Below are 24,977 nucleotides of genomic sequence, written 5' to 3'. Positions count from 1 at the left end.
CGCCCTCGGCAGCACGGTCGCGATAACGGCCCTGACCGTCCGCGACCACGACAGCCAACCCACCGGAGTAGTGGTCTCGCAGGTCCACACCGCCCAGCCCGCCGACCTGAACCCAGCCCAGCCCCCCGCGGGCCCGGGTGCACCCGGCGCACCCGGAACACCGGGCGCGCAGGGAACGGCAGGTGTGCCCGGAACACCGGGTGTGCCCCGTGGGGCTGGAACACCGGGGACGCCGGGTGCGCTGGGGACGTCGGGCGTGCCGGGAACGCCGGGTGTGCCGGGAGCAGCAGGTGCGCCGGGGACGCCGGGTGCGCCGGGAACAGCGGGTGCGCCGGGCGTGCCGGGAACAGCGGGTGCGCCGGGCGTGCCGGGAACAGCGGGTGCGCCGGGCGTGCCGGGGACGCCAGGTGCGCCGGGGGCACCTGGCGTCCCCGGCACGTCGGGTGGGGCGGGGGGTTCGGCGGGTGGTGGGCCTGCGGCGTCGGTGCCGCTCGGGGGTGCGACGGGGGCGCAGCCTGCGATTGTGATCGATCCCGGTGGGGCCGCGCCGAATTCGTCGGTGCCCCTAGGGGGCGGTGCGGCGGGTCCCGGTGGTACCGATTCCGTGCCGCTCGCCGGTGCGGGCGGGGCGAATCCGTTCGATGTCGCCCCGGCGAATACGCAGCCGCCGTGCCCGCTCGGCTGGCCCGCGCCCGCGCAGCAAGGCGGGCTGGCCTCGCTGATCGGGCTCGCGCCGCTGGCCGGGCCGTTCTCCTCGGAGGCCTTCGCACTGGGATCGGTGTATCAACCCCTGCTGCAGCTGGTCGGTCCGGTGCTCGCGGAGATCGCGCCCGTGCTGAACAGGTACCAGCCGCTCATCGATCCGGTGATCACCCAGGTGCAGGGCGTGGAAGCCGTTGTCCTGGAGGCGATCCTGCCCTACTACGGCCCGTACCGCGATCAGCTCATCGCCGCCGAGGGTGACCTCGCCAAGGCACTGGCACCCGCCCTCAACCGCATCCACGACAGCGAGGCCGCCTCCTGCTTCGTAGCCTGGCAGGGCCAACTCATCGACCAGGCCAAGGGCGCCCCCATCCGCGTCGCCTCCCTCGCCCACCCAGGCACCACGGTCGAACTCCGCCCCGACCACTGAGGCCCCCGACCCTTCCGAGAAGGCGTCTGTACACCAGTTATCCGCTCTTCACACCAGTTACAACGGGTGTACAGAGCGGATAAGTGGTGTGCGGTCACGCCACAGTGGCGTAGGGCACAGTTGTGGATTTACTTGGACGTCCAACTATAGGGTGACCGCATATTCGGCGGTTCGTGGTTGGCCGTCGTCCGCGTCGACTGCGAGGGCTGGGCTGGGATGGTTCGGGAACTGACACATTTCATCGGTGGGAAGCATGTGGCGGGGGAGTCCGGCAAGTTCGGGGATGTTTACGACCCCAGTGTGGGGCGGGTGCAGGCGCGGGTGCCGCTGGCGGGCGGTGCCGAGGTCGCGGCGGCGGTGGCCGACGCGGCCGCGGCGCAGCCGGGGTGGGCGGCGTGCAATCCGCAGAAGCGGGCGCGGGTGCTGATGAAGTTCCTGACGCTGGTGCAGGACGAGATGGACGCCCTTGCGGCACTGCTGTCCTCGGAGCACGGCAAGACCCTCGCCGACGCCAAGGGCGATATCCAGCGCGGCCTCGAGGTCGTCGAATTCGCCACGGGCATACCGCATCTGATCAAGGGCGAGTACACCGAGAGCGCCGGAACCGGCATCGACGTGTATTCGATGCGGCAGCCGCTCGGCGTGGTCGCGGGCATCACCCCGTTCAACTTCCCGGCCATGATCCCGCTGTGGCAGGCCGGGCCCGCGCTGGCGTGCGGAAATGCCTTCGTGCTCAAGCCGTCCGAGCGCGATCCCTCCGTTCCGCTGCGGCTGGCCGAGCTGTTCCTCGAGGCCGGGCTGCCCGCCGGGGTGTTCAATGTGGTGCACGGCGACAAGGTGGCCGTGGACGCGCTGCTCACCGACCCGCGCGTCCAGGCCGTCGGATTCGTCGGCTCCACCCCGATCGCCCAGTACATCTACGAGACCGCCACCGCGCACGGCAAGCGCGCGCAGTGCTTCGGCGGCGCCAAGAACCACGCCGTCGTCATGCCGGACGCCGACCTCGACGATGTCGCCGACCAGCTGATCGGCGCGGGCTACGGTTCCGCGGGCGAACGCTGCATGGCGATCTCGGTGGCCGTCCCGGTCGGCGCGGAGACCGCGGATCGCCTGCGCGCCAAGCTGATCGAGCGGATCGACAAGCTGAACGTCGGCCGGGCCGACGACCCGGGCGCCGATTTCGGCCCGCTGGTCGGCCGCGACGGTGTGGACCGGGTGCACGACTACATCCGGATCGGCATCGACGAGGGCGCCGAACTGGTGGTCGACGGCCGCGGCGTGACCGTCGACGGCGCGGCGGACGGCTTCTTCGTCGGCGCGACGCTGTTCGACCACGTCACCCCGGACATGCGGACCTACCGCGAGGAGATCTTCGGCCCGGTGCTGTCGATCGTGCGCGCGCAGAACTACGAGGAGGCGCTGCGCCTGCCGAACGAGCACGAATTCGGCAACGGCGTAGCGATTTTCACCCGCGACGGCGACACCGCCCGCGATTTCGCCGCCCGCGTGCAGGTCGGGATGGTCGGCGTCAACGTGCCGATCCCGGTGCCGATCGCCTACCACACCTTCGGCGGCTGGAAGCGCTCCGGATTCGGCGACCTGAACCAGCACGGCCCCGACTCCATCCGCTTCTACACCAAGACCAAGACGGTCACGCAGCGCTGGCCGGGCGGGGTGCGCCAGGGCGCCGTGTCCGCGAACGCCGCGGACGCCTTCGTCATCCCGACGATGGACTGAGTCGTGTTCGCACTCGACGAGGACGAGCGGGCGATCGCCGACACCGCCCGCGGTTTCGCCGACGAACTGCTCGCCCCGCACGCCCTGGAATGGGATGAGCGCAAACACTTTCCGGTCGACGTGGTGCGCAAGGCGGGCTCGCTCGGCATGGGCGGCATCTACGTCGGCGAGGATGTCGGCGGCTCCGGGCTGCGCCGCCTGGACGCGGTGCGCATCTTCGAGCAACTCGCCACCGGCTGTCCCGCGATCGCGGCCTATCTCTCCATTCACAACATGGTGGCGTGGATGATCGACCGTTACGGCGATGCGGCACAGCGCAACCGGTGGCTGCCGGGCCTCACCTCGATGGACCTGCTCGGCAGCTACGCGCTGACCGAGCCGGGCGTGGGCTCGGACGCGGCGGCGTTGCGCACCAAGGCCGTTCGCGACGGCGCGGACTACCTGCTCACCGGCGTCAAACAATTCATCTCCGGCGCGGGCAGCACCGACGTCTACGTGGTGATGGCCCGCACCGGCGAGGAGGGCGCCGGCGGCATCTCGGCGTTCCTCGTCCCCGCCGACACCCCGGGAATCACGTTCGGCGCCAACGAGAGGAAGATGGGCTGGAACGCCCAGCCCACCCGGCAGGTGGTGCTCGAGCGGGCCCGGGTGCCCGCGGCGAACCTGCTGGGTCGCCCGGGCAACGGTTTCCGCATCGCCATGAACGGGCTCAACGGCGGCCGGCTGAACATCGCCGCCTGCTCGCTCGGCGGCGCACAGGCCGCACTCGACAAGACCGTCTCGTATCTGGCGCAGCGACAGGCCTTCGGGGCACGGCTGCTGGACAATTCGGCGCTGCGATTCGAGCTTGCCGACATGCGCACGTCGGTGGAGGCGGCCCGGACGCTGCTGTGGCGGGCCGCCGCCGCGCTCGACGCCGACGCCGCCGACAAGGTGGAGCTGTGCGCGATGGCCAAGCGCTTCACCACCGACGCCTGCTTCGAGGTCGCCAACAAGGCGCTGCAATTGCACGGCGGCTACGGCTATCTCACCGAGTACGGCGTGGAGAAGATCGTCCGGGATCTGCGGGTGCACCAGATCCTCGAGGGCACCAACGAAATCATGCGGGTGGTCGTCGCCCGGTCAGTCGTAGGAAAGGACACAGCATGAGCGACGAAGTGCTCATCGACAAGCGCGACGGGCTCGGCCTGATCACGCTGAACCGGCCCAAGGCCATCAACGCGCTGAATCACCCGATGGCACTGACCATTCTGGCCGCGCTGCGGAGCTGGGCCGCCGACGACGAGGTGCGCGCGGTGGTCGTGACCGGCGCGGGGGAGCGCGGGCTGTGCGCGGGCGGCGACATCGTCGCCATCTACAACGACGCGAAAGACGGTGCGGGCGGCCCGGATTCGCCGTCCGGCCGGTTCTGGCGCGACGAGTACGTCCTCAATGCCTACATCGGCCGCTACCCGAAGCCGTACGTGGTCGTCATGGACGGCATCGTGATGGGCGGCGGGGTGGGCCTGTCCGGGCACGGCAGCCACCGGATCGTCACCGAGCGCTCCAAGATCGGCATGCCCGAGACCGGCATCGGGTTCGTCCCGGATGTCGGCGGCACCTACCTGCTCTCGCGCACGCCGGGCGAGATCGGCACCCACGTCGCGCTCACCACCGCGCGGATGAGCGCCGGTGACGCGATCGCCGCCGGTTTCGCCGACTATTTCGTTCCCGCCGAACAACTTCCGGCGCTGCTGGAGGCGCTGCGCACCGCCGAACCCGAGGTCGCCATCGCCAAGTTCGCGCAGCCCGCGCCGCCGTCCGAACTGCTCGCACAGCGGGACTGGATCGACGCCTGCTACAGCGCCGACACCGTCGAGGGGATCGTCGCGCGCCTGCGGGCGCACGCCGCCCCCGAAGCCGACCGGGCCGCCGCCGACATCCTGGCGAAATCGCCCGTCGCACTGAAGGTCACGCTGCGCTCGCTGCGCAACGCCCGCGCCGCACGGGATCTGGAGTCGGCGCTGAACGAGGAGTACCGGGTGTCCGTGGCGGCGCTGGACAGCCACGATCTGGTCGAGGGCATCCGCGCGCAGGTGGTCGACAAGGACCGTACCCCGCGCTGGCAGCCGGCCGCACTGGACGAGGTGACGCCCGCACAGGTCGACGCCTACTTCGCCGAGCTGGGCGACGACGAGCTGAATCTCGCTGCGCCGGAAGGACACTGATGGCCACCGTGATCGGATTCCTGGGCCTCGGGCACATGGGCGGCCCGATGGCCGCGAACCTGGTGCGCGCGGGCTACGAGGTGGTGGCCTTCGACCCGGCCCCGGCGGCCCGGGACCAGGCCCGCGCCGACGGCGCCACGGTCGCCGACACCGCCGCGGCGGCCGTGGCGCAGGCCGAGGTGGTGCTCACCATGCTGCCCAACGGGCGCGTCGTGCTCGACGTCTACCGCGACGTGCTGGCGGCCGCCGCGCCCGGCACCCTGTTCGTCGACTGCTCCACCATCGACGTCGCCGACGCCCGGCAGGCCGCGGAACTCGCTGTGGCGGCGGGACATCGGGCCTTGGACGCCCCGGTCTCCGGCGGGGTGTCGGGCGCGGCGGCGGGCACCCTGACCTTCATGGTCGGCGGCGCCGCCGACGACTTCGCCGCGGCGCTGCCGCTGCTCGAGGTGCTGGGCGGCAAGGTCGTGCACTGCGGCGGCGCGGGCGTCGGCCAGGCCGCCAAGATCTGCAACAACTTGATGCTCGGCATCTCCATGATCGGCCTGTCCGAGGCGCTCGTGCTCGGCGAGAAGCTGGGCCTGCGCCACGACGAGTTCTTCGACGTGGTGTCCACCGCCTCCGGCCAGTGCTGGGCGCTGACCAGCTACTGTCCGGTGCCCGGCCCGGTCCCCACCAGCCCCGCCAACCACGACTACCGCCCCGGATTCGCCACCGTGCTGATGACCAAGGACCTCGGCCTGGCCGCGAACGCGTTGCGCGACAACGGCGTCGACGGGCGCCTCGGCCTGCTCGCCGCCGAGCTCTACGACCGCTTCAACCGGACCGCGGCGGACAAGGACTTCTCCGCTATCGTGACCGACATCCGTACTCGTTCGGGAGAGGAACAGGAATGACAGACTTCGAGACCATCCTGCTGGAGCGCAAGGGTCGCGTCGCCCTGATCACCCTGAACCGGCCGAAGGCGCTGAACGCGCTGAACTCGCAGGTCCTCACCGACATCACCGCGGCGCTCGACGAGCTGGAGTCCGACGACGACATCGGCGCGGTCGTGCTCACCGGGTCGGAGAAGGCGTTCGCCGCCGGGGCCGACATCAAGGAGATGCAGTCCAAGTCCTACATGGACATGTTCCTCGCCGACCACTTCGCCGGCTGGGACCGGCTCGTCGCCTTCCGCAAGCCCGTCATCGCCGCGGTCGCCGGCTACGCCCTCGGCGGCGGCTGCGAGCTGGCCATGATGTGCGACATCCTGCTCGCCGCCGACACCGCGAAATTCGGGCAGCCGGAGATCAAGCTGGGCGTCATCCCCGGCATGGGCGGATCGCAGCGGCTCACCCGCGCCGTGGGCAAGGCCAAGGCGATGGACCTGATCCTGACCGGCCGCAACATGGGCGCCGAGGAGGCCGAGCGGGCCGGTCTGGTCGCCCGGATCGTGCCGGCGGCCGAACTGGTGGCGACCGCGCTGGAGGTGGCCGAGACCATCGCGTCCATGTCGCTGCCGTCGGTCATGGTCGCCAAGGAGGCGGTGGACCGCGCCTACGAGACCACCCTCACCGAGGGCCTGCGGTTCGAACGCCGGGTCTTCCACTCGCTGTTCGCCACCGAGGACCAGAAGGAAGGCATGACGGCCTTCGTCGAGAAGCGGCCGGCGAACTTCACCCACCGCTGACCCGGCTAGCGGGGGTGCGCGGGGGTGCCCGCCACCTCCACCGGTGACGGCACGGTGCCGCGGGTGGACGGCTGCGGCGCCTGCCGATCGGCGGCCAGCAGACCGGCCACCGTGGCGCCGAGCGTCACGGTCACCGCCAGCGCGGCGACCACCTTGCGTTTGGACACCGGGGCGGATCCGTTCGGCCGCGGTGCGCGCTCGGTGAACCGGACGCCGCGCACCCGCCGCGCCGCCGGCATCTGCGTCGCCATCAGCACCGCGCCGCGCGCCGAGACGAATTCGGGTTCCGGGTCGTAGATGACCGGCAGATCCAGCAGCTGCGCCAGCGACTCGCGGATGCCCGGATTGCGCGTGCAGCCGCCGAGCAGCGCGAGCGACTCGGCCGGCGCGCCCGTCTCCTCCATCATCTGCCGCACGAACGACACCGAATGGTGGACGCCGGCCTCCACCAACTCGTTGAAATCGCTGCGGGTGAACACCATTCGGGCGTTCGTCAGCGGATCGCCGGCCGTGACCACGGGTGTCGTGGTCAGCGCCTCCTTGTAGGCGCGGCTGGTGGGCTTGTCGATCATCACCCCGCCGTGCGCCAGCCGCCAGCGCAGCAGCGCGTCGTGGCCGTCGCCGCCGAGCACCGTGCTGCGCTTGGCGGCCAGGATCGCGTCGGTGCGGCAGTCGACCTCGGTGACGGTCAGGCCCGAGGCGCCCAGGTCGTAGAGCACCACCGCGCCCTCCTCCGGCAGCCGACCGCTGAACCGCAGGTAGCGCAGCTGCGCCACCGGCTCGTCCACGATGGTGAGGCGGCTGCGGCCGGCCGTGGCGCGGATCGCCTCGGCGTGTACCGGGCTGCGCGAGGTGACGGCGATACCGGTGATGAACTCGTCGCGCTGCTCGGCCGACTCGCGCATGAGCTGGATGGCCTGGAAAACCGGTTCCTCGACGCCGGCGCCGGCGCGCCGGGGCACCGTGCAGCGATCGATCGGCGGGAGATGCGGCTGGTCGGAATGCGTGAGCATCGCTCGTGCGCCGCCAGCGCCCGCCGACACCCCGAGGACCAGCACCATGGCCTCCATGGTGAACCTTTTGGCTCCCGATGGGAAGCGGGGGACCGGAATGTCGCTGGTGGGATGCTGAACGGTTATCGTGTCAGGCCCAGCGGGTCGGCCCGTCGCCGGCGTCGAAGTCGCCGGCCGCGCGCCGGAACTCGGCCAGCAGTTGCAGCAACAACTGCAGGCGATCGGGTGCGAGCCCGGGATGCGCGAACACCTTCGCGTTGAGGGCGTGGGTGGCCTCGGTGACCAGTTCACGGCCCGAATCGGTGATCTCGATCAAGGTTGCTCGACGATCGCTGGGATGCGGGACGCGCCGCACCAGAGCGGCCGCCTCCAAGCGGTCCACCGTGTTGGTGACGCTCGTCGGATGCACCTGGAGCCGGGCGCTCGCCACCGCCATCGGCAGCGCGCCGGACTTGCTGAAGCTCAGCAGCATCAGCAGTTCGTAGCGGGAGAAGGTCAACCCCGAGGGCCGCAGCGCCTCGTCCACCCGCGCCATCACGATCTGCTGCGCCCGCACCAGCGAGGTCACCGCGGCCATGCCGTCCGCCACCTCACCCCAGCCGTGCGCGGACCACTGACGGTGCGCCTCCTCGATCGGATCCAGCGGAAGCGGGCGGGGAACAGCCATGCGGCCGAGTTTAGGTGGTCGGCTCGGAGGTTTTCCCGTCCTGGGGGTTCGCCTTTCGATCATGGTGAGGCCAACGGTGGGCCGCCGGGCCCTCGGCGGGCACGATCGAAGACGATGCGGGTGTGCCTGAGTGGTTAGGGGGCGGTCTGCAAAACCGTGCACGCGGGTTCGATTCCCGCCATCCGCTCTGCATCGCGGCTCGCGTGAGCCGGTGGCCGCCTACTGAGGGGCGGCGGCGGACTCTAGTTCGAGGGCGGCGGGCCGCGCCGGGAAGTGGTAGTGCGGGGCGAACCACTTCTGCACGCCCTCGGCGGCCAGCAGGCGGCGCGCGGCGGGCTCCTCGACCAGGTACTCGAGCAGGGCCAGCAGCACATTGGAGTCGCACCTGGCCAGATAGGCCGGGATGCCGAAGTCGCCGATCCGGTCGAACAGCCGGTTGGTGGGGGGAGTGGCCGAATCCTTCAGGCGCAGGACGATGGTGTGGCCCTCGCGCAGGTAGAAGGCGACGTACTGCGTCCTGCTCTCCACTCCTGCGATGTCCTCCCAGGGCAAGAAGCGATCCTTCGCCCGCAGGTCCCGCAGCGGATTGCGGCGGACGATGCCGGACGGGTACAGCTCGACGTGGATGCGCCGGCGGGCGGCGAGCAGCACCAGGACCAGGCCGATGAACAGCACCACCGAGACGGCTCCGGCGGCGGTGGCCCGGTCGTCGTCGAGTGCGGAGAACGGGAAGGCGTCGCCGACGCGGTCCCGGTGCGCCCGCCAGCACGCCTGCCCGAAGACGGTGAGCCCGAGGAGAATCGAGACGAGGGGAACGATCCGGGTGGGCTGACTTATCCGGACGCCCACGCCGCGCTCGAGGTCCGCGCACCTGCGGACCGGCAGGCCGAACACGAGCGACGACAGCGGCACCGCCTCGCGCAGCATGCCGAGCGCGACGGCCAGCATGCCCAGCGAGGCGAGGCCCAGGCCCGCGCCGCCGGCCGTCACCACGAGTGGCTCGGTGGCCCGGTGCGATATCACGGCGACCCCGCAGACGAAGGACGTCGCCGCGATCCCGGCGAGCAGTCCGGCCAGGGGCACCACCACGAACAAGGGGCGGCCGGTCGGCCACTGCTCGGTGACCGGTAGCTGCGGGAAGCGCACTCGCGCAGCCGGATTCGTGTCGCTCAGCCGAAGGCGTTGCCGGGCGGCCGCTTCGACGCCTCGGCGCACCAGCTCGCGAGACCGGAATCGGACGGCCTCGGCCGCCGTGCGCGGGATCTGCCGGTAGTTCATCACAATGTGGACGAAACCTACCACCGTCCGGACGCCGGTGGCGGCGAACCGCGCGGCATCACAGGCCCGAGAGGTCGTGGTGCACTACGTAATTGCGGTCGGCCGTGGTGCCCAGGGTGTATTCGGGCTGTAGACCGAGGTATTCGGCGCGGGTGCGGGTGCTCCAGCGCCGGGCGGCGGCGGTGCGGGTCTTGTAGAAGTTCACCTGGTAGCCGCCTTCGTAGAGCCGCAGCAGGGTGTAGCCGCCCGGGTACTCCTTGACGGCCGCCACCTCCAGGAAATCGACGGCGAGCGGGATGTCGGGCCTGCTGCGGCGGTTGCGGTGGGTGTGTCCGCTGTGGTGCAGGAAGACGCCGGGGGACTGCCGGTACAGGGCTTGCAGTTCCGCGGCGTCGGGCCGGTTGAGGACGAAGGCGGGCCCGGCGATATTGGACACGGCCGAGTCCAGGGTGACGGGGTGGTGGCCGAAGACGAGGGTCGGCCGGTCGGGGTCGGCGCGCAGGAGCTCGCGGATCCGGCCGAACTGTGCGCGGTCGATGCTGCCGCCGGACGCGTCGAGTTCGGTGGTATCCAGGCCGAGCAGCCGCAGCCCGCCCACCTCGTGCGCGACGACATCGCCGCGCGCGACGAAGGATTCGCCCCAGCAGTCGTGGTGGTCGGCGTCGGCGACCGCGGGGCAGTCGGCGTATTCCGGCCCGGTGTGCGGGCGATCGTGATTGCCGCGGACGGCGAACCAGTCCCGCCCGGCGGTGCCCCACTGCGCCAAAAGCTTTCGCACGCCTTGGGTTTGGCCGGGCGTGGCCTCCGCGGTGAGGTCACCGGCGAGCAGCAGGTGGTCGGCGCCGCGGTCGGGGCGGCGCAGGTCGTCGAGCAGTGCCGCCAGCATCAGTTCCGGATACGGGGTGCGGCCCGGCTCCTGCCGCACGCCCGGCGGCAGCCCGGCGGCGATCAGGCCGCTCACCTCCTCGCCGAAGTGGATGTCGTTGCACAGCGCGAGCGTCCGGAGCGGGCGGCCGGGCGGCGGCACGAGTGTCGTGAATTCGCCGGTGCATTCGGGCGCGGCGGGCATCCGGGTGACGAAATTCGCTGCGGGAGTGGCCCGGACGCCGTCCGACCACGCCTCGAAGCGATAGGTGCGCCCCGGCTCCAGCCCCGTGACCTCGGCGTAGTGGTACGGCGTGCGTTCGCCGTCGCCCGGGAAATACACCGTGGCGGGACCGCGCGAATCCACCGGCGCGAGACGCACTTCCGTGCCCGCGTCCGCCGGAACCGGTGCCCCGGCGGGGTCGGCGCCCAGCGTGGTCCAGGTCAGCACCACCGAGGTGGCGGTGACGGTGACGACCTCGAGATCGGTCGCGACCAGCGAATTCGGTTGCGCGCGAGCGGGTCCCGTGCTCACCAGCGGCGCGGCGGCCGCCAGGCCGAGCGCGCGCAGCACGTGCCGCCGGTTCGGTCCACAGCAGGTCATCGCGCAGCCACCCTCGTCCGAGACGCCGGTCCACTCTTGCCCGCCGCGACGGTAGCAGCAATCACCGGTTGTCGGCGGCGCAGACCTTCCAGGCGCCGTTCTCCTTGCGCAGGTACTCCGGTGCGTTGTCGATGGCGTCGAGATCGGGTATCAGGCCGCCGCTCGTCGGGGCCAGCGCGCCGTGCAGTTTCGCGGTGGCCCGGTCCCCGCGCACCACGATGTCGTCGATGGTGTCGATCCGGATGGTCAGCGTCTCGCTCGCGATGGTGGCGCGCTGGTCGGGCGGCAATGCCGCGTATTCGTCGCGGTCCACGCGGCACGACTTGGCCATCGCCGCGTCCACGCCCGCGGTCGCGATGGTGTCGTAGAAGTCGCGGATCGCGGCCTCGATCTTCCGCTCGTCCGAGGCGAGCGGGCCCTTGCCCTGGCCGGTCAGCAGCGCGACCACGCCGATCGCGCCGGCGACCGCGAACAACGCCACCACCAGGAAGACCGCGATGAGACCGGTGCGCCGCCCGCGCGGCGGCGGACCGGGCGGCGGCGGGAGCGGCGGCGCGTCCGCGCCCGTGACGGGCGGATAGCCCTCAGGCGGGTAGTAGCTCGGCGGCTCCGGAAAAGACGGCGGCCCTCCGGGCGGATAGGTCATCGTGCTCCCCTCGTCGGACCGCCGGACTTCCCGCACAGTACGGCAATTCGGACTCGAAGCCCGGGGTGGCACCGCACCGCACCCGCCCGGCGGGTAGTTTGGTCAGCCGACCTCACAGCTGGGGAAACGGCTCGAAAGGACGGTCATGACCGCGGCTCGACGCACACTGCTGACCGGCGCGATCGCCGCGCTCACACTGCTGGCGGCGACGACCACGGCATGCTCGGGTTCGACCGACGACAACGAGATCCTGGTCTACAACGCCCAGCAAGAGTCAGTGACCAAGGAGTGGGTGGACGCGTTCACCAAGGAGACCGGCATCAAGGTCACCCTCCGCAACGGCGGCGACACCGAACTCGCCAGCCAGATCGCCGCCGAGGGCAAGGCCTCCCCGGCCGATGTGTTCCTCACCGCGAACTCCCCGGCGATGGCGCTGGTGGAGAACGCCGGGCTGTTCGCCGACCTCGACCAGGCGACCCTGGACCAGGTGCCCGACCGGTATCGGCCGTCCACCGGCAAGTGGACCGGCATCGCCGCGCGCGCAACGGTATTCGTCTACAACCGGAACAAGCTGCCCGCCGATCAGCTGCCCGCCTCGCTGCTCGACCTGCAGCAGCCCCAGTGGAAGGGCCGCTGGACGGCCGACACCTCGGGCGCGGATTTCCAGGCCGTCGTGGCGGGCCTGCTGGCGACCAAGGGCGAGGACGTCACCAGGGCGTGGCTGCGAGGCATGAAGAACAACGCCGTGTCCTCGCCGAACAATGTCGTCTCGATGAAGAACGTCGACAGCGGGCGGTTCGACGGTGCCGTCGTCTACCACGACTACTGGTACCGCGACCAGGCCGGCACCCGGGAGAACAGCGGCAACACCGCGCCGCACTATTTCGGGAACGAGGATCCGGGCGCCTTCGTGTCGATCTCCGGCGGCGGCGTGCTGCGATCCAGCAAGAAGGCCGAGGCGGCCCAGAAATTCGTCCGGTTCGTCACCGGCCGGTCCGGGCAGGAGGTGTTGGCCCGCGGTACGTCGATGGAGTATCCGGTCGCCACCGACGTGCCCGCGAACCCGGTCTTGCCGCCGCTGGACAGCCTGCGGGCGCCGACGATCGATCCGAGCCGGCTGGACGCGAAGCAGGTCACCCGGCTGCTGACCGAGGCGGGTCTGCTGCAGCCGTAGTGCTGCGGGGTTACGAGGCGGGCTTACTGCCGGGGCCTTCGGCCGCCGATGGCGAGTCGAGCAGAGCCGAGGCCAGCTCCTGTACCGAACGGGTGAATCGGCGCGGGTCGTCCCGCGTGCTCAGGTGGCGCACCAGGTCGCCGTCGAAGGTGGCGAGGACGGCGTGGGCGAGGAAATCGGTGTCGCGCGCGGGATGTTCGGCGGCGAAGAGGTCGCTGAGGTGGCGGTGCCAGAACCGGTAGCTCGGATCGTCGAATTTGTCTTCGGCACAGGCCTGTTCGTGTGCCGACAGCAGCACCGCGTTGCCCTCCGCGATGGCGCCCAGCGCATCGAGAAAGGCGAGTAGCCGCTCCCGGGTTGGCGCTCCCGGGCCGAGCGGCGGCTCGCCCCCGGACACGGCCTCGCGCAGCGCCCGGGACCGCTCCTCGAGCAGCGCCTGCAACAGTCCGGCGCGGTTGCCGAACCGGCGGAACACGGTGCCCTTGCCGACGCCGGCCAGCGCGGCGACACGGTCGATCGAGACGTGGTCGCCGCCGCCGTGTGCGAGCAATTGCTCGGTGGCGCTCAGCACGGCGCGGCGATTGCGGGCCGCGTCGGCGCGCTCGGTGGGCATTCCGCACCTCCGCTCAATCGGACTGCTGGTCCGCTTCATGTTACCGTGCCTTAATCGGACCAATGGTCCGCTTCTATCGATCGCCGGAGGTATACCGCTATGCGCGCATTGATCGTCGACACCGAGGCACCGGACTCGCTGCGTCTGGGCTCGGCGCCCGCACCGGAGCCCGGGTCCGGGCAGCTACTTCTGGAGGTGCGGCACTTCTCGCTCAATCGCGGCGAGGTGCTGTACGCCGGGCGCAGGCCGCCCGGCACCGTGCACGGCTACGACGCCGCCGGTGTGGTGGTGCGCGCCGCCGCCGACGGCTCCGGCCCGCCCGCCGGGACGCGGGTCGCGGCCTTCGGCGCGGGGGCGTGGGCGGAGCTGATGGCTGTGGACACCACGGCGGTGGCCGCGGTCCCCGACGGACTCGACCTCGCGGCCGCGGCGGCGCTGCCGATGGCCGGTGTCACGGCGCTGCGGACCCTGCGCTCCCGCGACATCCTGGGTCGCCGGGTGTTGATCACGGGCGCGGCCGGCGGGGTGGGCCGCTACGCCGTGCAACTGGCCGCGCTCGGCGGTGCGCACGTGGTCGCGTCCGTCGGATCGGCCGGGCGCACAGCGGGTCTGACGGAACTGGGCGCACACGAGGTGGTGATCGGCCTGGACGGCGTCGATCGGCCGGTCGATCTGATTCTGGACAGCGTCGGTGGCCCGCAGCTGGTGGCGGCCTGGGACCTGCTGGCGGCCGGCGGGTCGGTGCAGACCATCGGCTGGGCCTCGGACGAGCCCGCGGTGTTCGAGCCCTACTCGCTGTTCTTCGTCGGCGCGGCCAAGACGATCAGCACCTTCGGCGATGTGCACGAAGTCGGTCCCGACCTGGCAACGCTGCTGGAATTCGCTGCGGCCGGGCGGCTTTCGGCCGAAGTCGACCTCCGTGGCGGCTGGGATCGCTATCCGGAGATCGCGCGGGCACTCGTCGGCCGCCGGGTCGCGGGTAAGGCGGTACTCGACATTCCGCGGGCGTGAGTGGCCGGTGGCTACTCGCGGAGGCGATAGCGGTAGCGGCTGGTGGGCACGACATCGATGTCGCGGTCGGCGCCGAAGGCCTTGATGCTGGCCAGCATTCGGGTCACCCGGCGCTCCAGCTCCGAGTCGTCGCCGCCGCTGCCCCAGAAAGCGTGCTGATCGCGCACGGCGTCCGGCGGGAACAGCTCCTCGACCAGGCCGTCCACCCGCGGCCCCGGCGTGAGCGCGGCGGTGACCACGTTCTGCACGTAGCCGAAGGTGGCCTGGGTCTCGATCGCGACCGCGGTGTGGGTGTCGTGCCAGTACCGCAGCCACTCGTCGCGGGTGAGGTGCTCGGGGATTCGGAGCAGGGCGATATTGGCGAGCGCCGCGGCGCGGACGCCGTTCGCCGCCGGCGGCGCGGGCAGCGGGACGCGCTCCTCGACGGTCCAGCCGTCGAGCCGGTCGGCCGTGTCCGCCAGGGCGGCGGTGATCGGCTCGTGCGGCCCGTCGGTCCACACGCCGACGATCGCCGCGATCGGCTCCGGGTAGGTGGAGATGCGCAGCTGCGCGTCCGCTACGTCGCCGTCGGACACGTTGAGTTGTAGGTCCTCGGCTCCGGCGGCGGCCAAGCGCTCGTGCAGAGCGGGCTCGTGCAGCGCTTTGTCGAGGTCCGCACCCCACAGGGCGTACATCAGTTTCGTCACGGCGGCTCCCGGTTCGTCGGCAGCGACCACGCTAGTGGTGCGCCCCGTGCCGCTGCGGCGGTTTCGACAGCCGATCTCGCAGGGCGGGACGGGAACGGCCCGATCCGCCGCGGCGAAATCGGGCCGGGGAGAGCGATATTCAGCGATTCGCCAGTTCCGACAGGCGGTAGGCGAGCGCCCGCCGCACCGCGGGGACGCGGGTGACGATCCGGACGACGGTGTTGCGGGCGATCCGGGCGGGCCGCGGGCGCAGGGTCGCGACGCGGGTCATCCGGTCGGTGAAGGCGACGACGCCCAGGGCGACCGGGCGGCGGGTCTTCTCGTAGTCGTTCAGCAGGGCCTCCGGCGCGCCGCCGCACACCCGCACGAGCAGCGCGCCGAGCGCCGCCGCGTCCTGGATGCCGGTGTTCATGCCCTGCCCGCCCGCCGGGCTGTGCACGTGCGCCGCGTCGCCGGCCAGCAGGATCCGGCCCGCGCGGTAGTGGTCGGCGACTCGGTGGTGCACGCGGAAACGCGAGCTCCACAACACCTCTCGCACCACCGCGCCGGGGCGGCGGGCGTCGAGCAGCGCCTGCACGTCGGCCAGGTCGGGGTGCTCGGGCGCCTCGGCGACCGTCGCGACGACGCGGTAGCGGTCGCCGTCCTCGTCGGGCAGCGGCGCCACCACGGTGACGCCCTCCGGCGACAGGTTCAGCGAGACCTCGTCGCGCCGGTCGGTCCAGTCCATGCGCACGTCGGCGAGGACGAACGACTCCGGGTAGCTGGCGCCGGTGAACCCGATCCCGGCCTGCTCGCGGACCACGCTGTGCATGCCGTCCGCGCCGATCACGTACGCGGCCCGGATCGCGCCGGAAGTGCCTGCGGCGTCGGCGTATTCGACCGTGACGCCGGCGCCGTCGGCGCGCACCGCGGTGACCCGGTACGGCCGGTGCACGTCGCCGCCGGCCTTGCGCAGCCGGGCCAGCAGCACGGCCTCGGTGGTCTCCTGGCCGACCATCAGGGTGTAGGGGAACGCGGTGGGCAGGTCGCCGAAGCCGACCGTGGCCAGCCGGGTGGCGCCGTCCTGCAGCACGAAGCGCGGGACCTCGATGCCGAGGTCGTGCAGTTCCTCCGCGATGCCGAACTCGGCGAGCACCTCCAGGGTCCGGGCGTGCACCACCGCGGCGCGCGACGTGTTCGCGCCCTCGGCCAGGCGGTCCAGCAGCACGAAGTCGACGCCCGCGTCGGCGAGCGCGATGGCAGCGGTGAGCCCGGCCGGGCCGGCGCCGACGATGACGACCGAGGTGGTGGCGGGGACGCTCATGATGACTCCTCTGGCTTGCCAACATCTGTTGGCCAACGGCTGTTGGCATCAACGGTAAGACGTGGCCGCTGGCGTGTCAACACTTGTTGGCCTACATTTGTTGGCATGACCGTCGAGACCTCGCAGCGCCGTTCCGACGCCACCCGCGCCGCCATCCTGGAGGCGGCCCGCCGCCGCTTCGCCGAGGACGGGTTCCGCAAGGCCACCATTCGCGCCATCGCCGCGGACGCCGGGATCGATCCGTCGATGGTGATGCGCTACTACGGCAACAAGGAGGGTCTGTTCGACGCCGCCCTGGATGTCGACCTGTCGCTGCCCGACCTCACCGCGGCGGACCCGGACACGCTGGGCGAGCTGCTGGCCCGCCGCTTCCTCGAACTGTGGGACACCTCCCCGGGCAACGAGATCCTGCTGACGCTGCTGCGCTCCGCGGTCACCGACGAGGCGGTGGTGCAGCGCGTGCAGCAGATCTTCGCCCAGCAGGTGATGCCGGTGGTGCTGCGCTTCGGGGAGCCCGCCGACGCGCCGCGGCGGGCGGGGCTGATCGCCACCCAGGTGCTGGGACTCGCCCTGTGCCGCTACGTATTACGCCTGCCGCCGGTGGTCGCCCTCACCGAGCGTCAGATCGTCGCCGACATCGGGGCCACCCTGCAGCGCTATCTCGTGTCGACGCCCTGACCGCCGGCTCGCGAGTTCCGACGGCGGGCGCGGGCGCGTGCCCGGTTCGTCGTCGTGCAGCGCCGCCGGGTCCCGCGCGGCGTTCAGGATCGAGAGGAACAGGCGGGTGGTGACCGTTTCGTAGTCCTCGGTCCTCGGGTCGCCGTAGGTCAGCGCGCCGTGCAGCCCGGCCGCGAAGCCGCGGCCGGCCTGCGCGAGGGTGCTCACCAGCCCGGACGAACGCTGGATGGGGGACTTCGCGGCCCAGGCGAGGTGGGCGGCGTCGGCCGGCAGGATATTCGCGCAGGCGATGCGGAGCGCGAGCTTGTCGACCCGGCTTCCCTCGTGCTCGCCGAAAAGTGCTGGCGGAGCTAGGGTTTCGGCGATCCGCCACCAGCGGACCGTCTGGAACACAAGGATCAGGCGGTCCGCGTACTCCTCCAGCACGGCCGGGTAGAAGTGCGGGACGAGCCGGTCGTAGCGGAAGTTGGCGGCGGATTCGGTGCGCACGATCCGGTCCAGGTCCGCCCGCGCGTCGGCCGACTCGATCGGGTGGGTGAGTCGCCGCCCGCCGCCGAACAGGGCGTCGGCGCCGCTGCCGGTGAGGATCGCGCCGACCCGGTCCATGCGGTCGAGGCTGCGGCGGGCGGCGAGCAGCGGAATGGCCGCGGTGACCTCCCACAGCTCCGAGGTGCCCAGCCGGCGCATTACCTGGTGAGCCAGGTCGACCACGTCGGCGCGGGTCAGCCGGAGGATGTCGTGGGTGAGGCCGAGGGCGGCGGCCGCGGCGGCGGCATTGGCGGTGTCGGATTCGTCGTCGGTCACGACCGTGATCGCGTGCGGGCGGCGGCCCAGTGCGGTGGCGACGGCGGCGACGTAGATGGAGTCGACCCCGCCGCTCAGCAGCACCGCGGGCGGGTCGTCGAAGCGCGTGAGCACGGCCGCCAGGCGGGCGCGGGTCTCGGCGGCGACCAGTGCGGCGGCGGACCGGGGATCGGTGCGGGTGCGGGTGGCCGGGTTCGGCGTGGTCATCCCGGGTAGCAGGTCGGCGACGTACTCGAGCGGTTCCGAAGAGTGTGGGGCCGGGTCGAAATGGTCGCGCATGTCCGCCGTTTCAGTCGGTCGTATTCGGTGCGGACGGACACCGGGTGGCGACGCCGTCGCCCTCATCGGAACAGGCGGCGGAGTCGCCGCATTCCGGGCTCGCCCGCCGGCCTCGTCGCCGGTCGGGGCGTCGCGTGGTCCCGCCGGTCCGGGCCGGTGGTCCGCGACGCGAATCTAGCAGCGCGGGACCGGGCGGAGCAGGCTTCTCGACCGATATCACATCGCGGTCGCCGCGCCGCGGTGCCGGAATGCGGCGAGCGTGCGGTCGACAGTCGCGGGTGACTCAGCTCTTGCGGGGGCCGAGGAACAGCGTCTGCGTGCCGCGGCCGACGGGGCCCTTCTCGTCGAACAGCCGGGACTCGGCCAGGCCGAGGCCGGAGCGCTCCGGGTAGGTCACCGCGTCCAGGCAGACCCAGTCGCCGACCGGCTCGCGATGCAGCGTGACGGTGAGATCGGTGTTGATGAAAAGGTAACGGTCCCAATCCAGGACGGCGCTGATGCCGTTGCCGGAGTCGGCCGCGGCCAGGGTCCGCTCCAGCGGGCTGGGCGTGCTGCCGGCGACGATGGGGTAGCGCAACCGGATCCAGCACACGGCCGGTCCGGGCTGGTCGAATCCACCTGCGATGAAACGGTATTCGATGCCGGTGTGGAATCCGACCTGCTGTGTGGACGGGAATTCGGCTCCCGTCGACGCGCTTTCGGGGCCGGGGTAGGTGCCGGTCGCCAGGAACTCGCCCGGCAAATCCAGCTCGGGTTCGGCCCGCCGCAGCCGCCACGCGTTGGCCTTCATCACCGGTCCCTGCGCCGAACTCAGTGTGGCCTCGATCAATTCGACGCTGCGTCCCGGCCGGGACACCCGCGCCTCGACGGTCAGCGGCGCGATCGGCACCGGCCCGAGGATCTCCACCGCCACCCGCCCGACCCGGAACTCCGCCCGCGGCGAACAGCGCTCGATCACATGCCCCAGCAACGCCGACGGCGGCCCCGCGTGCTGCGCGTCCGGCGACCACGGCCCGCGCGTCAGCTCGGTCGACTCGAACCGATGCGGATCCGCGGGATCGGGCAGATAGAAGGCCTCCATGCAAGGCACGATCTCACGACCGGCGGCCGGACGGCGCGGTGACCCCGCCGCGTCACAGCGGCACGCGATGGAACCGGGCGAGCCGGGCGAGGTTGACGGTGGCCCGTTCGGCCGCGCGCCGGATGGGTTCGGCGATCTCCGCGAGTTGCCGCGTCTCCAGCACCACGCCGGCCAGGGCGGCGACGATCGCGCCGGAGGGCGCGCGGATGGGCGCGGCGACGCAGGCGAGTTCGTAGTAGTGCATGTCGGTGTCGTACGCCAGGCCGCGGTCGCGGGCAGCAGCGGTGGCGCGCTGCCATTCGCGCAAGGAGAAGCCCTCCGGCACCGAATTGCGCAGGGCGGCCACCTCACTCGTGGCGGCGGACAGCACCTTTCCCGCGGCGGTCGACGGCGGCAGCAGCACGCCCGCCCGCAGCGGGAACACCTCGTCGATCTCGCGACCGACCCCGCCGATGAGGACGTGATTCCCGCGATCGGCGACCGAGAGACTGAAGCCGCCGCGCGGCGACCGCGCCGCGAGCTGCCGCACCGGCTGCGCCACGGCGGCCCGCAGGAGATGGGCCGGTTGCCAGGTCTGCCCGAGCCGGAACAGCCGCGGGCCGAGCTGATAGCGCCCGGCGCGGCGTTGCACCGCGCCTTCGCGCACCAGTTGGTCGAGCAGCCGGTGGGCCGTGGCCTTGGGCAGTCCGGTCGCTGCGGACAACTGGGTCAACCCCAGGTCACCGCCGTGGGCCAGCGCTTCCAGCAGGGCGAACGCGCCCTCCAGAACACCCCGGCCCCCGGCGTCCGGCACGCCGGACGCTGTCGCTTCGTTCACTCGGTCCTCCCCCGCCGATGCGGCTGTCACGACGGCCGAGGACGCACCGTCCCTCCTGCACGGTCCGATAAATAGAACAGTCGGTTCGGTGACTCGACCGACGGCTTACGTCCGTGGCTAATCCTGCGCGACCATGGGTTCATCGCGCCGAAAGGGCCACGGGGCGAGTCGAATTCAGAACAGCAGTTCGACTCCGCGCGCTTTCCTTCGCGTTTCCACCGATGTCGCCGAGCGACGGTGTGGGCCCCGGGCCCGCAGGGGGTGAACGAACGAAATCATTGATTGGAGAAGCATATGGTTGACAGCCTTTTCGCGGATGTGTCCTATTTTCAGGCACCGGTCGACGATTCCTACCCGCACCACATTTTCAGTTTCCGATCGAACGACGGCACCATCCGTGACCCCAACTTCGCTCTGAACTACGAATGGTCTTGCCACGCGGCGGATTCCGGCCGGCTGTCGTGCTTCATAGTGTACTGCTACTGGCGGGAGAACTGGGCGGATACGGCAAAGACGATGCGCGACATGGTCGGCCGGGCGAACGGCCCGCACCCGCGGATGATCGTGATGCTCGACATCGAGTCGGGCGGCAATCCGGAGGGCGACCAATCCGACGGAATCAACGCGGCCTACCGGGATCTCGCCGAGTGGCTGGGCAATCCCCGGCGGGTGATCGCCTACGCGAACCGCGCGGATTTCTTCGCATTGTGGAACGACCGCCCAGAAGGTTTGCGGGTAATCGGCGCCGGCTACGGCGCGGATCCGCAATTGCCCGGGCAGATAGCCCATCAATACACCGACGGCCAAGGCTTCGGCGGCGGCCTGCCCGAGGGCTGCCCACCGTTCGGCAACTGTGACATGAATGCCGCCAACGGCCTGTCCCCGGAGGATTTCGCGGAAGCCTGCGGCCTGACGCAAGAACAGCGCAGGCAGTGATCGGCTGAGGAGGCAGCGCAGGCTGTGATCGGCTGAGGAAATAGCGCAGGCCCTGATCGGCTGAGCGATCAGGGCCTGCGTGCGGTGCCCTCGGCAGGATTCGAACCTGCGGCCTTCTGCTCCGGAGGCAGACGCTCTATCCCCTGAGCTACGAGGGCGGGGTTGGACCCGCTCGTCACCGGTTTGCACGTCGTCCGATCGGGCTGGGAAAGCGTATCGCATCCGGCGGCAGGCGCCAAAAAGCGGGGACGACCGGGGTGTCAGCCCAGCGGGAGGGTTGGGGCGCCGCGGGCGGTTAGCAGGGACGTCATGAGCCGGATCTCGCTCTGCTGGGTGGCGTTCATGCTGTCGGCCAGCGAGCGGACCGCGTCGGTGTCGGCGTGTGCGCGGGCGTAGTCGATCATCGGGCCGCCGCCCTGATGGTGGCGCAGCATCAGTTGCAGGAAGAGGGTGTCCAGGGCGGGGCCGGTGGCGCGGCGCAACTGTTCCATCTCCTGCTGGGTGGCCATGCCGGGCATGGACGCCACGGGCCCCGGCGTCGCGTGCGGCATGCCGTGCTCGTGGGCGGACGGTTCGGTCATCCAGCTCATGTAGCCGTCCGCGGCCACGGTCGGCCTACCCCACAGTTGCAGCCAGCCCTGCATGCGCCCGGCCTGGTTCTGCTGCGTGGTGAGGATGTCGTAGGCCAGCCGCCGGATATCGGGGTCGGCGCCGCCGGACAGCTCCAGCCCCGCCATCTGCACCGCCTGGGTGTGGTGCACCGACATGTCCTGGCAGAAGCCGACGTCGACCGCGCCGGCGGCCGCATCCGCCTTGTCCCGCAACGGATTACCGGCAACCACGCCGACCGCGAAGCCGATCAGCAGCAGCCCGATCGCGACCAGCGTGACCAGCGCCGGGCTCCACCGCCACGAACGGTCACCCGATTCGCCTACCGGACTGTCGGCCGCGCGGGCCGGCCCCGCGGCGGGCCGGTCGGCCGATCCGCCGGTCGCGGGACCATCGGCAGGCTCGCCCGCCGAGTCCTCGTCCGTCACCGGCCCTGTCCCTGGGGCAGGCCGGGTGTCGACCCGCCCGGGACCGCCTGGCCCGGCAGTCCGCCGGGAACGCCCGGCATACCCGGCAGTCCGGGGATGCCCGGGATGCCGCCGGACATCCCGCCGCCCAGCTCGCTCACGTCGGGGCTGAGGCCCTTGCCGTCGATCGGCACGGCGTCCGGGCCCGGGGGAGCGGGGTCGAACGGCGGCGGGTTCTCGGTGTCGAAGGTCGGGTTGGCGCAGTCCGCGCCGACCTCGGGATAGGTGTACTGGTTGAGCCGCAGCGCGGTGACGAACTCGCCGACGCGCTTGTCGTCGGCGCTGTCGAGCCGCAGCTGGTGGCCCCAGGCCTGCAGCGCGATCGGCGGGTCGATGCCCGGATACGGCGACATCAGCATGGCCGGTTTGCCCTGCACCTTCTCCTTCAGCGTGTCGACCGCCGAACCGTCGAGTTTGTCCGGGTTGTAGGCGATCCAGATCGCGCCGTGCTCGAGCGAGTGCACGGCGTTCTCGGTCCGGATCGGCTTCGAATACACCACGCCGGTGCAGTTCGCCCAGGACGCGTCGTGCGGACCGCCCATCGGCGGGCTCTGTTCGTAGGCCACCCGCTGGGTCGGCCCCACGTGCAGCCCGGCAGGGTAGTCCTTGGTGACCACGCCCGAGATCTGCGCGGACGGGTCCTTGTTCTCGGCGGTCGGGGTGAATTTCTCCGCGTCGGCCTTGGCCTGGTACTTCGGGACCAGGTACACCGCGAGCGCGCCGATCAGCGCCACGATGACCGCGACGGCGGCGACCGTGAGCCACGGAATCCGCCGCGTGGCGGGAAGTTTGCCACGCCCGGGGCCCTTGCGGTCGGACGAGGTCTTCGCGGCGGCCCGAATCGCCTCGGCCGATTTCGCGCTGGTGTTCGGCATCGGTGTTGTGCCCTCTTCGATATGTTCGACGATCTGCGGTGCGGCACGCTGGTGTTGCCGGTCCTGTCACCGGCACTGCCCGAGCAGGTCCCCGCTGGTGGCGCACGCCTGTTCAGACCATAGGATAGAGACTCGTGACTCCAGCTGACCTTGCAGATCTCCTTCGCGCCACCGCGGCGAAGGTGCTTGTCGAACGCGGCGCCGACCCTTCGGTGCTGCCCGACGAGGTCAAGGTGGAGCGTCCGCGCAATCCGGAGCACGGTGACTATGCCACGAATGTGGCGATGCAGGTGGCGAAGAAAGCCGGGATGATTGCCCGCGAGATGGCCGGGTTGCTGGCCGAGGCGCTGGCCGCCACCGACGCCGTGGAGTCGGCCGAGGTCGCCGGCCCAGGCTTCCTGAACATCCGGCTGGCGGCGGCCGCGCAGGGCGCGATCGTCGAGCAGGTGCTGGCCGCGGGCCCGCGCTACGGCACGTCGGCGGCGCTGGCCGGACGGAAGATCAACCTGGAGTTCGTCTCCGCCAACCCGACCGGCCCGGTGCACCTGGGCGGCACCCGCTGGGCCGCGGTCGGCGACGCGCTGGGCCGGATCCTGGCCGCGCAGGGCGGCGACGTCACCCGCGAGTACTACTTCAACGACCACGGCGCGCAGATCGACCGGTTCGCCAACTCCCTGGTCGCCGCCGCCACCGGCGCGCCCACTCCCGAGGACGGCTACGCGGGCGCCTACATCGGTGAGATCGCCCAGCGGATCCTCGCCGACCACCCCGACGCCGCCGGGCTGCCGGAAAACGAGCGGCACGAGCTGTTCCGCCGCGAGGGCGTCGAGCTGATGTTCGCGCACATCAAGCAGACCCTGCACGACTTCGGCACCGACTTCGACGTCTACTTCAACGAGAGTTCGCTGTTCGCCTCCGGCGCGGTCGACAAGGCCGTGGCGGAGCTGAAGGCGTCCGGGAAGCTGTACGAGAAGGACGGCGCCTGGTGGATCGCCTCCACCGAGTACGGCGACGACAAGGACCGCGTGGTCCTCAAGAGCGACGGCAACGCCGCCTACATCGCCGGCGACATCGCCTACTTCCACGACAAGCGGGCACGCGGTTTCGACCTGTGCATCTACATGCTCGGCGCCGACCACCACGGGTACATCGGCCGGCTCAAGGCCGCGGCGGCGGCCTTCGGCGACGACCCCGATACCGTCGAGGTGCTCATCGGCCAGATGGTGAATCTGGTGAAAGACGGTGTGGCCGTGCGTATGTCGAAGCGGGCGGGGACCGTGATCACGCTCGACGACCTGGTCGAGGCGATCGGCGTGGACGCCGCCCGGTACTCGCTGGTGCGCTCGTCGGTGAACTCGAGCATCGACATCGACCTGAGCCTGTGGACCACCCAGGGCAGCGAGAACCCGGTCTACTACGTGCAATACGCGCACGCCCGCACCTGCCGCATCATCGAGAACTCGGCGGCCTTCGGATTCGATTCGGTCACACCGGATCTCGCGCTGATGACCTCCGACCGAGAGGGCGAGCTCATCCGCACCCTCGGCGAGTACCCGCGGGTGGTGGCGACGGCGGCGGAGATGCGCGAACCGCACCGCGTCGTGCGCTACCTCGACGAACTGGCCGGGGTGTACCACCCGTTCCAGTCCGACGACGACATGCGCGTGCTGCCCAAGGGCGACGAGCCCGTGACCCCGCTGCACGCGGCCCGCCTGGAACTGGTGAAGGCCACCCGGCAGGTCCTCGCCAACGGCCTGGCCCTGCTGGGCGTCTCGGCGCCGGAGCGCATGTGAACGCCCCGGCACGCCCCAGCGATCCCACCCGCGC

Annotated in this window: 24 protein-coding genes and 2 tRNA genes; 12 read left to right on the top strand and 14 right to left on the bottom strand. The window is 71.2% G+C overall.

What is annotated here, in order from left to right; genetic code table 11:
* Positions 1-523 precede the first annotated feature (523 nt).
* The 6 genes from IU476_RS36115 to IU476_RS13145 all read left to right on the top strand — a co-directional run bounded on the left by IU476_RS36115 (position 524) and on the right by IU476_RS13145 (position 6,745).
* Complete coding sequence (locus tag IU476_RS36115; RefSeq protein WP_228823644.1) at positions 524-1,132, top strand: hypothetical protein; 609 nt, start codon at positions 524-526, stop codon at positions 1,130-1,132.
* A gap of 216 nt (positions 1,133-1,348) precedes the next feature.
* Positions 1,349-2,869 (top strand): CoA-acylating methylmalonate-semialdehyde dehydrogenase, encoded by a 1,521-nt coding sequence (locus tag IU476_RS13165; RefSeq protein WP_195099982.1) that lies wholly within the window; start codon positions 1,349-1,351, stop codon positions 2,867-2,869.
* A 3-nt stretch (positions 2,870-2,872) separates the two neighbouring features.
* Positions 2,873-4,018: an acyl-CoA dehydrogenase family protein gene (locus tag IU476_RS13160; protein WP_195099980.1), complete on the top strand. Its 1,146-nt coding sequence runs from the start codon at positions 2,873-2,875 to the stop codon at positions 4,016-4,018.
* Entirely contained in the window at positions 4,015-5,076 is a 1,062-nt protein-coding gene (locus IU476_RS13155; protein WP_195099979.1) for an enoyl-CoA hydratase/isomerase family protein, read from the top strand. The genes IU476_RS13160 and IU476_RS13155 overlap by 4 nt, the downstream gene beginning before the upstream one ends.
* Positions 5,076-5,972, top strand: a complete 897-nt coding sequence (gene mmsB / locus IU476_RS13150) for a 3-hydroxyisobutyrate dehydrogenase (protein WP_228823643.1) — start codon at positions 5,076-5,078, stop codon at positions 5,970-5,972. Before IU476_RS13155 ends, mmsB begins: the two co-directional genes overlap by 1 nt.
* Entirely contained in the window at positions 5,969-6,745 is a 777-nt protein-coding gene (locus tag IU476_RS13145; protein ID WP_195099977.1) for an enoyl-CoA hydratase, read from the top strand. The genes mmsB and IU476_RS13145 overlap by 4 nt, the downstream gene beginning before the upstream one ends.
* Before the next feature lie 5 nt (positions 6,746-6,750).
* Here IU476_RS13145 and IU476_RS13140 read toward each other — a convergent pair whose 3' ends face one another.
* The gene (locus IU476_RS13140; protein WP_228823642.1) at positions 6,751-7,815 is read right to left on the bottom strand and encodes an Hsp70 family protein; all 1,065 of its coding nucleotides are present in this window, start codon (positions 7,813-7,815) and stop codon (positions 6,751-6,753) included.
* Between the two features lie 73 nt (positions 7,816-7,888).
* Entirely contained in the window at positions 7,889-8,425 is a 537-nt protein-coding gene (locus IU476_RS13135; RefSeq protein ID WP_195099976.1) for a MarR family winged helix-turn-helix transcriptional regulator, read from the bottom strand.
* A gap of 116 nt (positions 8,426-8,541) precedes the next feature.
* On the opposite strand from IU476_RS13135, the gene IU476_RS13130 reads away from it, so the two are divergent.
* Positions 8,542-8,612: transfer RNA gene (locus tag IU476_RS13130), tRNA-Cys, on the top strand.
* A 32-nt stretch (positions 8,613-8,644) separates the two neighbouring features.
* On the opposite strand, the gene IU476_RS13125 is transcribed toward IU476_RS13130, so the two are convergent.
* From IU476_RS13125 to IU476_RS13115, 3 genes are all read right to left on the bottom strand, one after another.
* Positions 8,645-9,703, bottom strand: coding sequence for a hypothetical protein (locus tag IU476_RS13125; RefSeq protein ID WP_195099975.1), 1,059 nt, complete (start codon positions 9,701-9,703; stop codon positions 8,645-8,647).
* A 58-nt stretch (positions 9,704-9,761) separates the two neighbouring features.
* Positions 9,762-11,171: a metallophosphoesterase family protein gene (locus tag IU476_RS13120; protein WP_195099974.1), complete on the bottom strand. Its 1,410-nt coding sequence runs from the start codon at positions 11,169-11,171 to the stop codon at positions 9,762-9,764.
* Positions 11,172-11,232: 61 nt separating this feature from the next.
* Positions 11,233-11,817: an Rv0361 family membrane protein gene (locus tag IU476_RS13115; RefSeq protein WP_195099973.1), complete on the bottom strand. Its 585-nt coding sequence runs from the start codon at positions 11,815-11,817 to the stop codon at positions 11,233-11,235.
* 145 nt (positions 11,818-11,962) lie between these two features.
* On the opposite strand from IU476_RS13115, the gene IU476_RS13110 reads away from it, so the two are divergent.
* Entirely contained in the window at positions 11,963-12,991 is a 1,029-nt protein-coding gene (locus IU476_RS13110) for an iron ABC transporter substrate-binding protein (protein WP_195099972.1), read from the top strand.
* 10 nt (positions 12,992-13,001) lie between these two features.
* Here the strand turns inward: IU476_RS13110 and IU476_RS13105 are convergent, their stop codons facing one another.
* On the bottom strand, positions 13,002-13,604 hold the full coding sequence (locus IU476_RS13105) for a TetR/AcrR family transcriptional regulator (protein ID WP_195099971.1): 603 nt from the start codon (positions 13,602-13,604) through the stop codon (positions 13,002-13,004).
* Between the two features lie 99 nt (positions 13,605-13,703).
* Here IU476_RS13105 and IU476_RS13100 point away from each other — a divergent pair, with 99 nt between their 5' ends.
* A complete protein-coding gene (locus IU476_RS13100; RefSeq protein WP_195099969.1) occupies positions 13,704-14,615 on the top strand; it encodes a zinc-binding dehydrogenase in 912 nt (303 codons plus the stop codon).
* A gap of 11 nt (positions 14,616-14,626) precedes the next feature.
* Here the strand turns inward: IU476_RS13100 and IU476_RS13095 are convergent, their stop codons facing one another.
* Both IU476_RS13095 and IU476_RS13090 read right to left on the bottom strand, forming a co-directional pair.
* Positions 14,627-15,301 (bottom strand): EthD domain-containing protein, encoded by a 675-nt coding sequence (locus tag IU476_RS13095; RefSeq protein WP_324194047.1) that lies wholly within the window; start codon positions 15,299-15,301, stop codon positions 14,627-14,629.
* Between the two features lie 139 nt (positions 15,302-15,440).
* On the bottom strand, positions 15,441-16,604 hold the full coding sequence (locus IU476_RS13090; protein WP_195099967.1) for an FAD-dependent monooxygenase: 1,164 nt from the start codon (positions 16,602-16,604) through the stop codon (positions 15,441-15,443).
* A 105-nt stretch (positions 16,605-16,709) separates the two neighbouring features.
* Here IU476_RS13090 and IU476_RS13085 point away from each other — a divergent pair, with 105 nt between their 5' ends.
* Positions 16,710-17,282 carry a TetR/AcrR family transcriptional regulator gene (locus IU476_RS13085; RefSeq protein ID WP_195099965.1) on the top strand — a complete coding sequence of 191 codons (573 nt, stop codon included), beginning with the start codon at positions 16,710-16,712 and terminating at the stop codon, positions 17,280-17,282.
* Here IU476_RS13085 and IU476_RS13080 read toward each other — a convergent pair.
* The 3 genes from IU476_RS13080 to IU476_RS13070 all read right to left on the bottom strand — a co-directional run bounded on the left by IU476_RS13080 (position 17,190) and on the right by IU476_RS13070 (position 20,263).
* Positions 17,190-18,365: an asparagine synthase-related protein gene (locus IU476_RS13080; protein ID WP_195099963.1), complete on the bottom strand. Its 1,176-nt coding sequence runs from the start codon at positions 18,363-18,365 to the stop codon at positions 17,190-17,192. The genes IU476_RS13085 and IU476_RS13080 overlap by 93 nt on opposite strands.
* Positions 18,366-18,648: 283 nt before the next feature.
* Positions 18,649-19,446, bottom strand: coding sequence for a thioesterase family protein (locus IU476_RS13075; protein ID WP_195099961.1), 798 nt, complete (start codon positions 19,444-19,446; stop codon positions 18,649-18,651).
* Between the two features lie 52 nt (positions 19,447-19,498).
* Positions 19,499-20,263 carry an IclR family transcriptional regulator gene (locus IU476_RS13070; protein WP_195099958.1) on the bottom strand — a complete coding sequence of 255 codons (765 nt, stop codon included), beginning with the start codon at positions 20,261-20,263 and terminating at the stop codon, positions 19,499-19,501.
* Between the two features lie 294 nt (positions 20,264-20,557).
* Here IU476_RS13070 and IU476_RS13065 point away from each other — a divergent pair, with 294 nt between their 5' ends.
* Positions 20,558-21,199 carry a hypothetical protein gene (locus tag IU476_RS13065; RefSeq protein ID WP_195099957.1) on the top strand — a complete coding sequence of 214 codons (642 nt, stop codon included), beginning with the start codon at positions 20,558-20,560 and terminating at the stop codon, positions 21,197-21,199.
* Positions 21,200-21,284: 85 nt separating this feature from the next.
* On the opposite strand, the gene IU476_RS13060 is transcribed toward IU476_RS13065, so the two are convergent.
* From IU476_RS13060 to IU476_RS13050, 3 genes are all read right to left on the bottom strand, one after another.
* A tRNA-Arg gene (locus IU476_RS13060) sits at positions 21,285-21,357 on the bottom strand.
* Positions 21,358-21,459: 102 nt separating this feature from the next.
* The gene (locus IU476_RS13055; protein WP_195099956.1) at positions 21,460-22,236 is read right to left on the bottom strand and encodes a DUF305 domain-containing protein; all 777 of its coding nucleotides are present in this window, start codon (positions 22,234-22,236) and stop codon (positions 21,460-21,462) included.
* Entirely contained in the window at positions 22,233-23,150 is a 918-nt protein-coding gene (locus tag IU476_RS13050; protein WP_195099955.1) for a thioredoxin-like domain-containing protein, read from the bottom strand. The genes IU476_RS13055 and IU476_RS13050 overlap by 4 nt, the downstream gene beginning before the upstream one ends.
* A gap of 134 nt (positions 23,151-23,284) precedes the next feature.
* Between IU476_RS13050 and argS the strand changes: the two genes are divergently transcribed.
* On the top strand, positions 23,285-24,943 hold the full coding sequence (gene argS, locus IU476_RS13045) for an arginine--tRNA ligase (protein WP_195099954.1): 1,659 nt from the start codon (positions 23,285-23,287) through the stop codon (positions 24,941-24,943).
* Positions 24,944-24,977 lie beyond the last annotated feature (34 nt).

It is taken from the genome of Nocardia blacklockiae (assembly GCF_015477355.1).
Taxonomy (GTDB): Bacteria; Actinomycetota; Actinomycetes; order Mycobacteriales; family Mycobacteriaceae; genus Nocardia; species Nocardia blacklockiae.
This window is presented reverse-complemented; position numbering and strand designations above follow the sequence as displayed.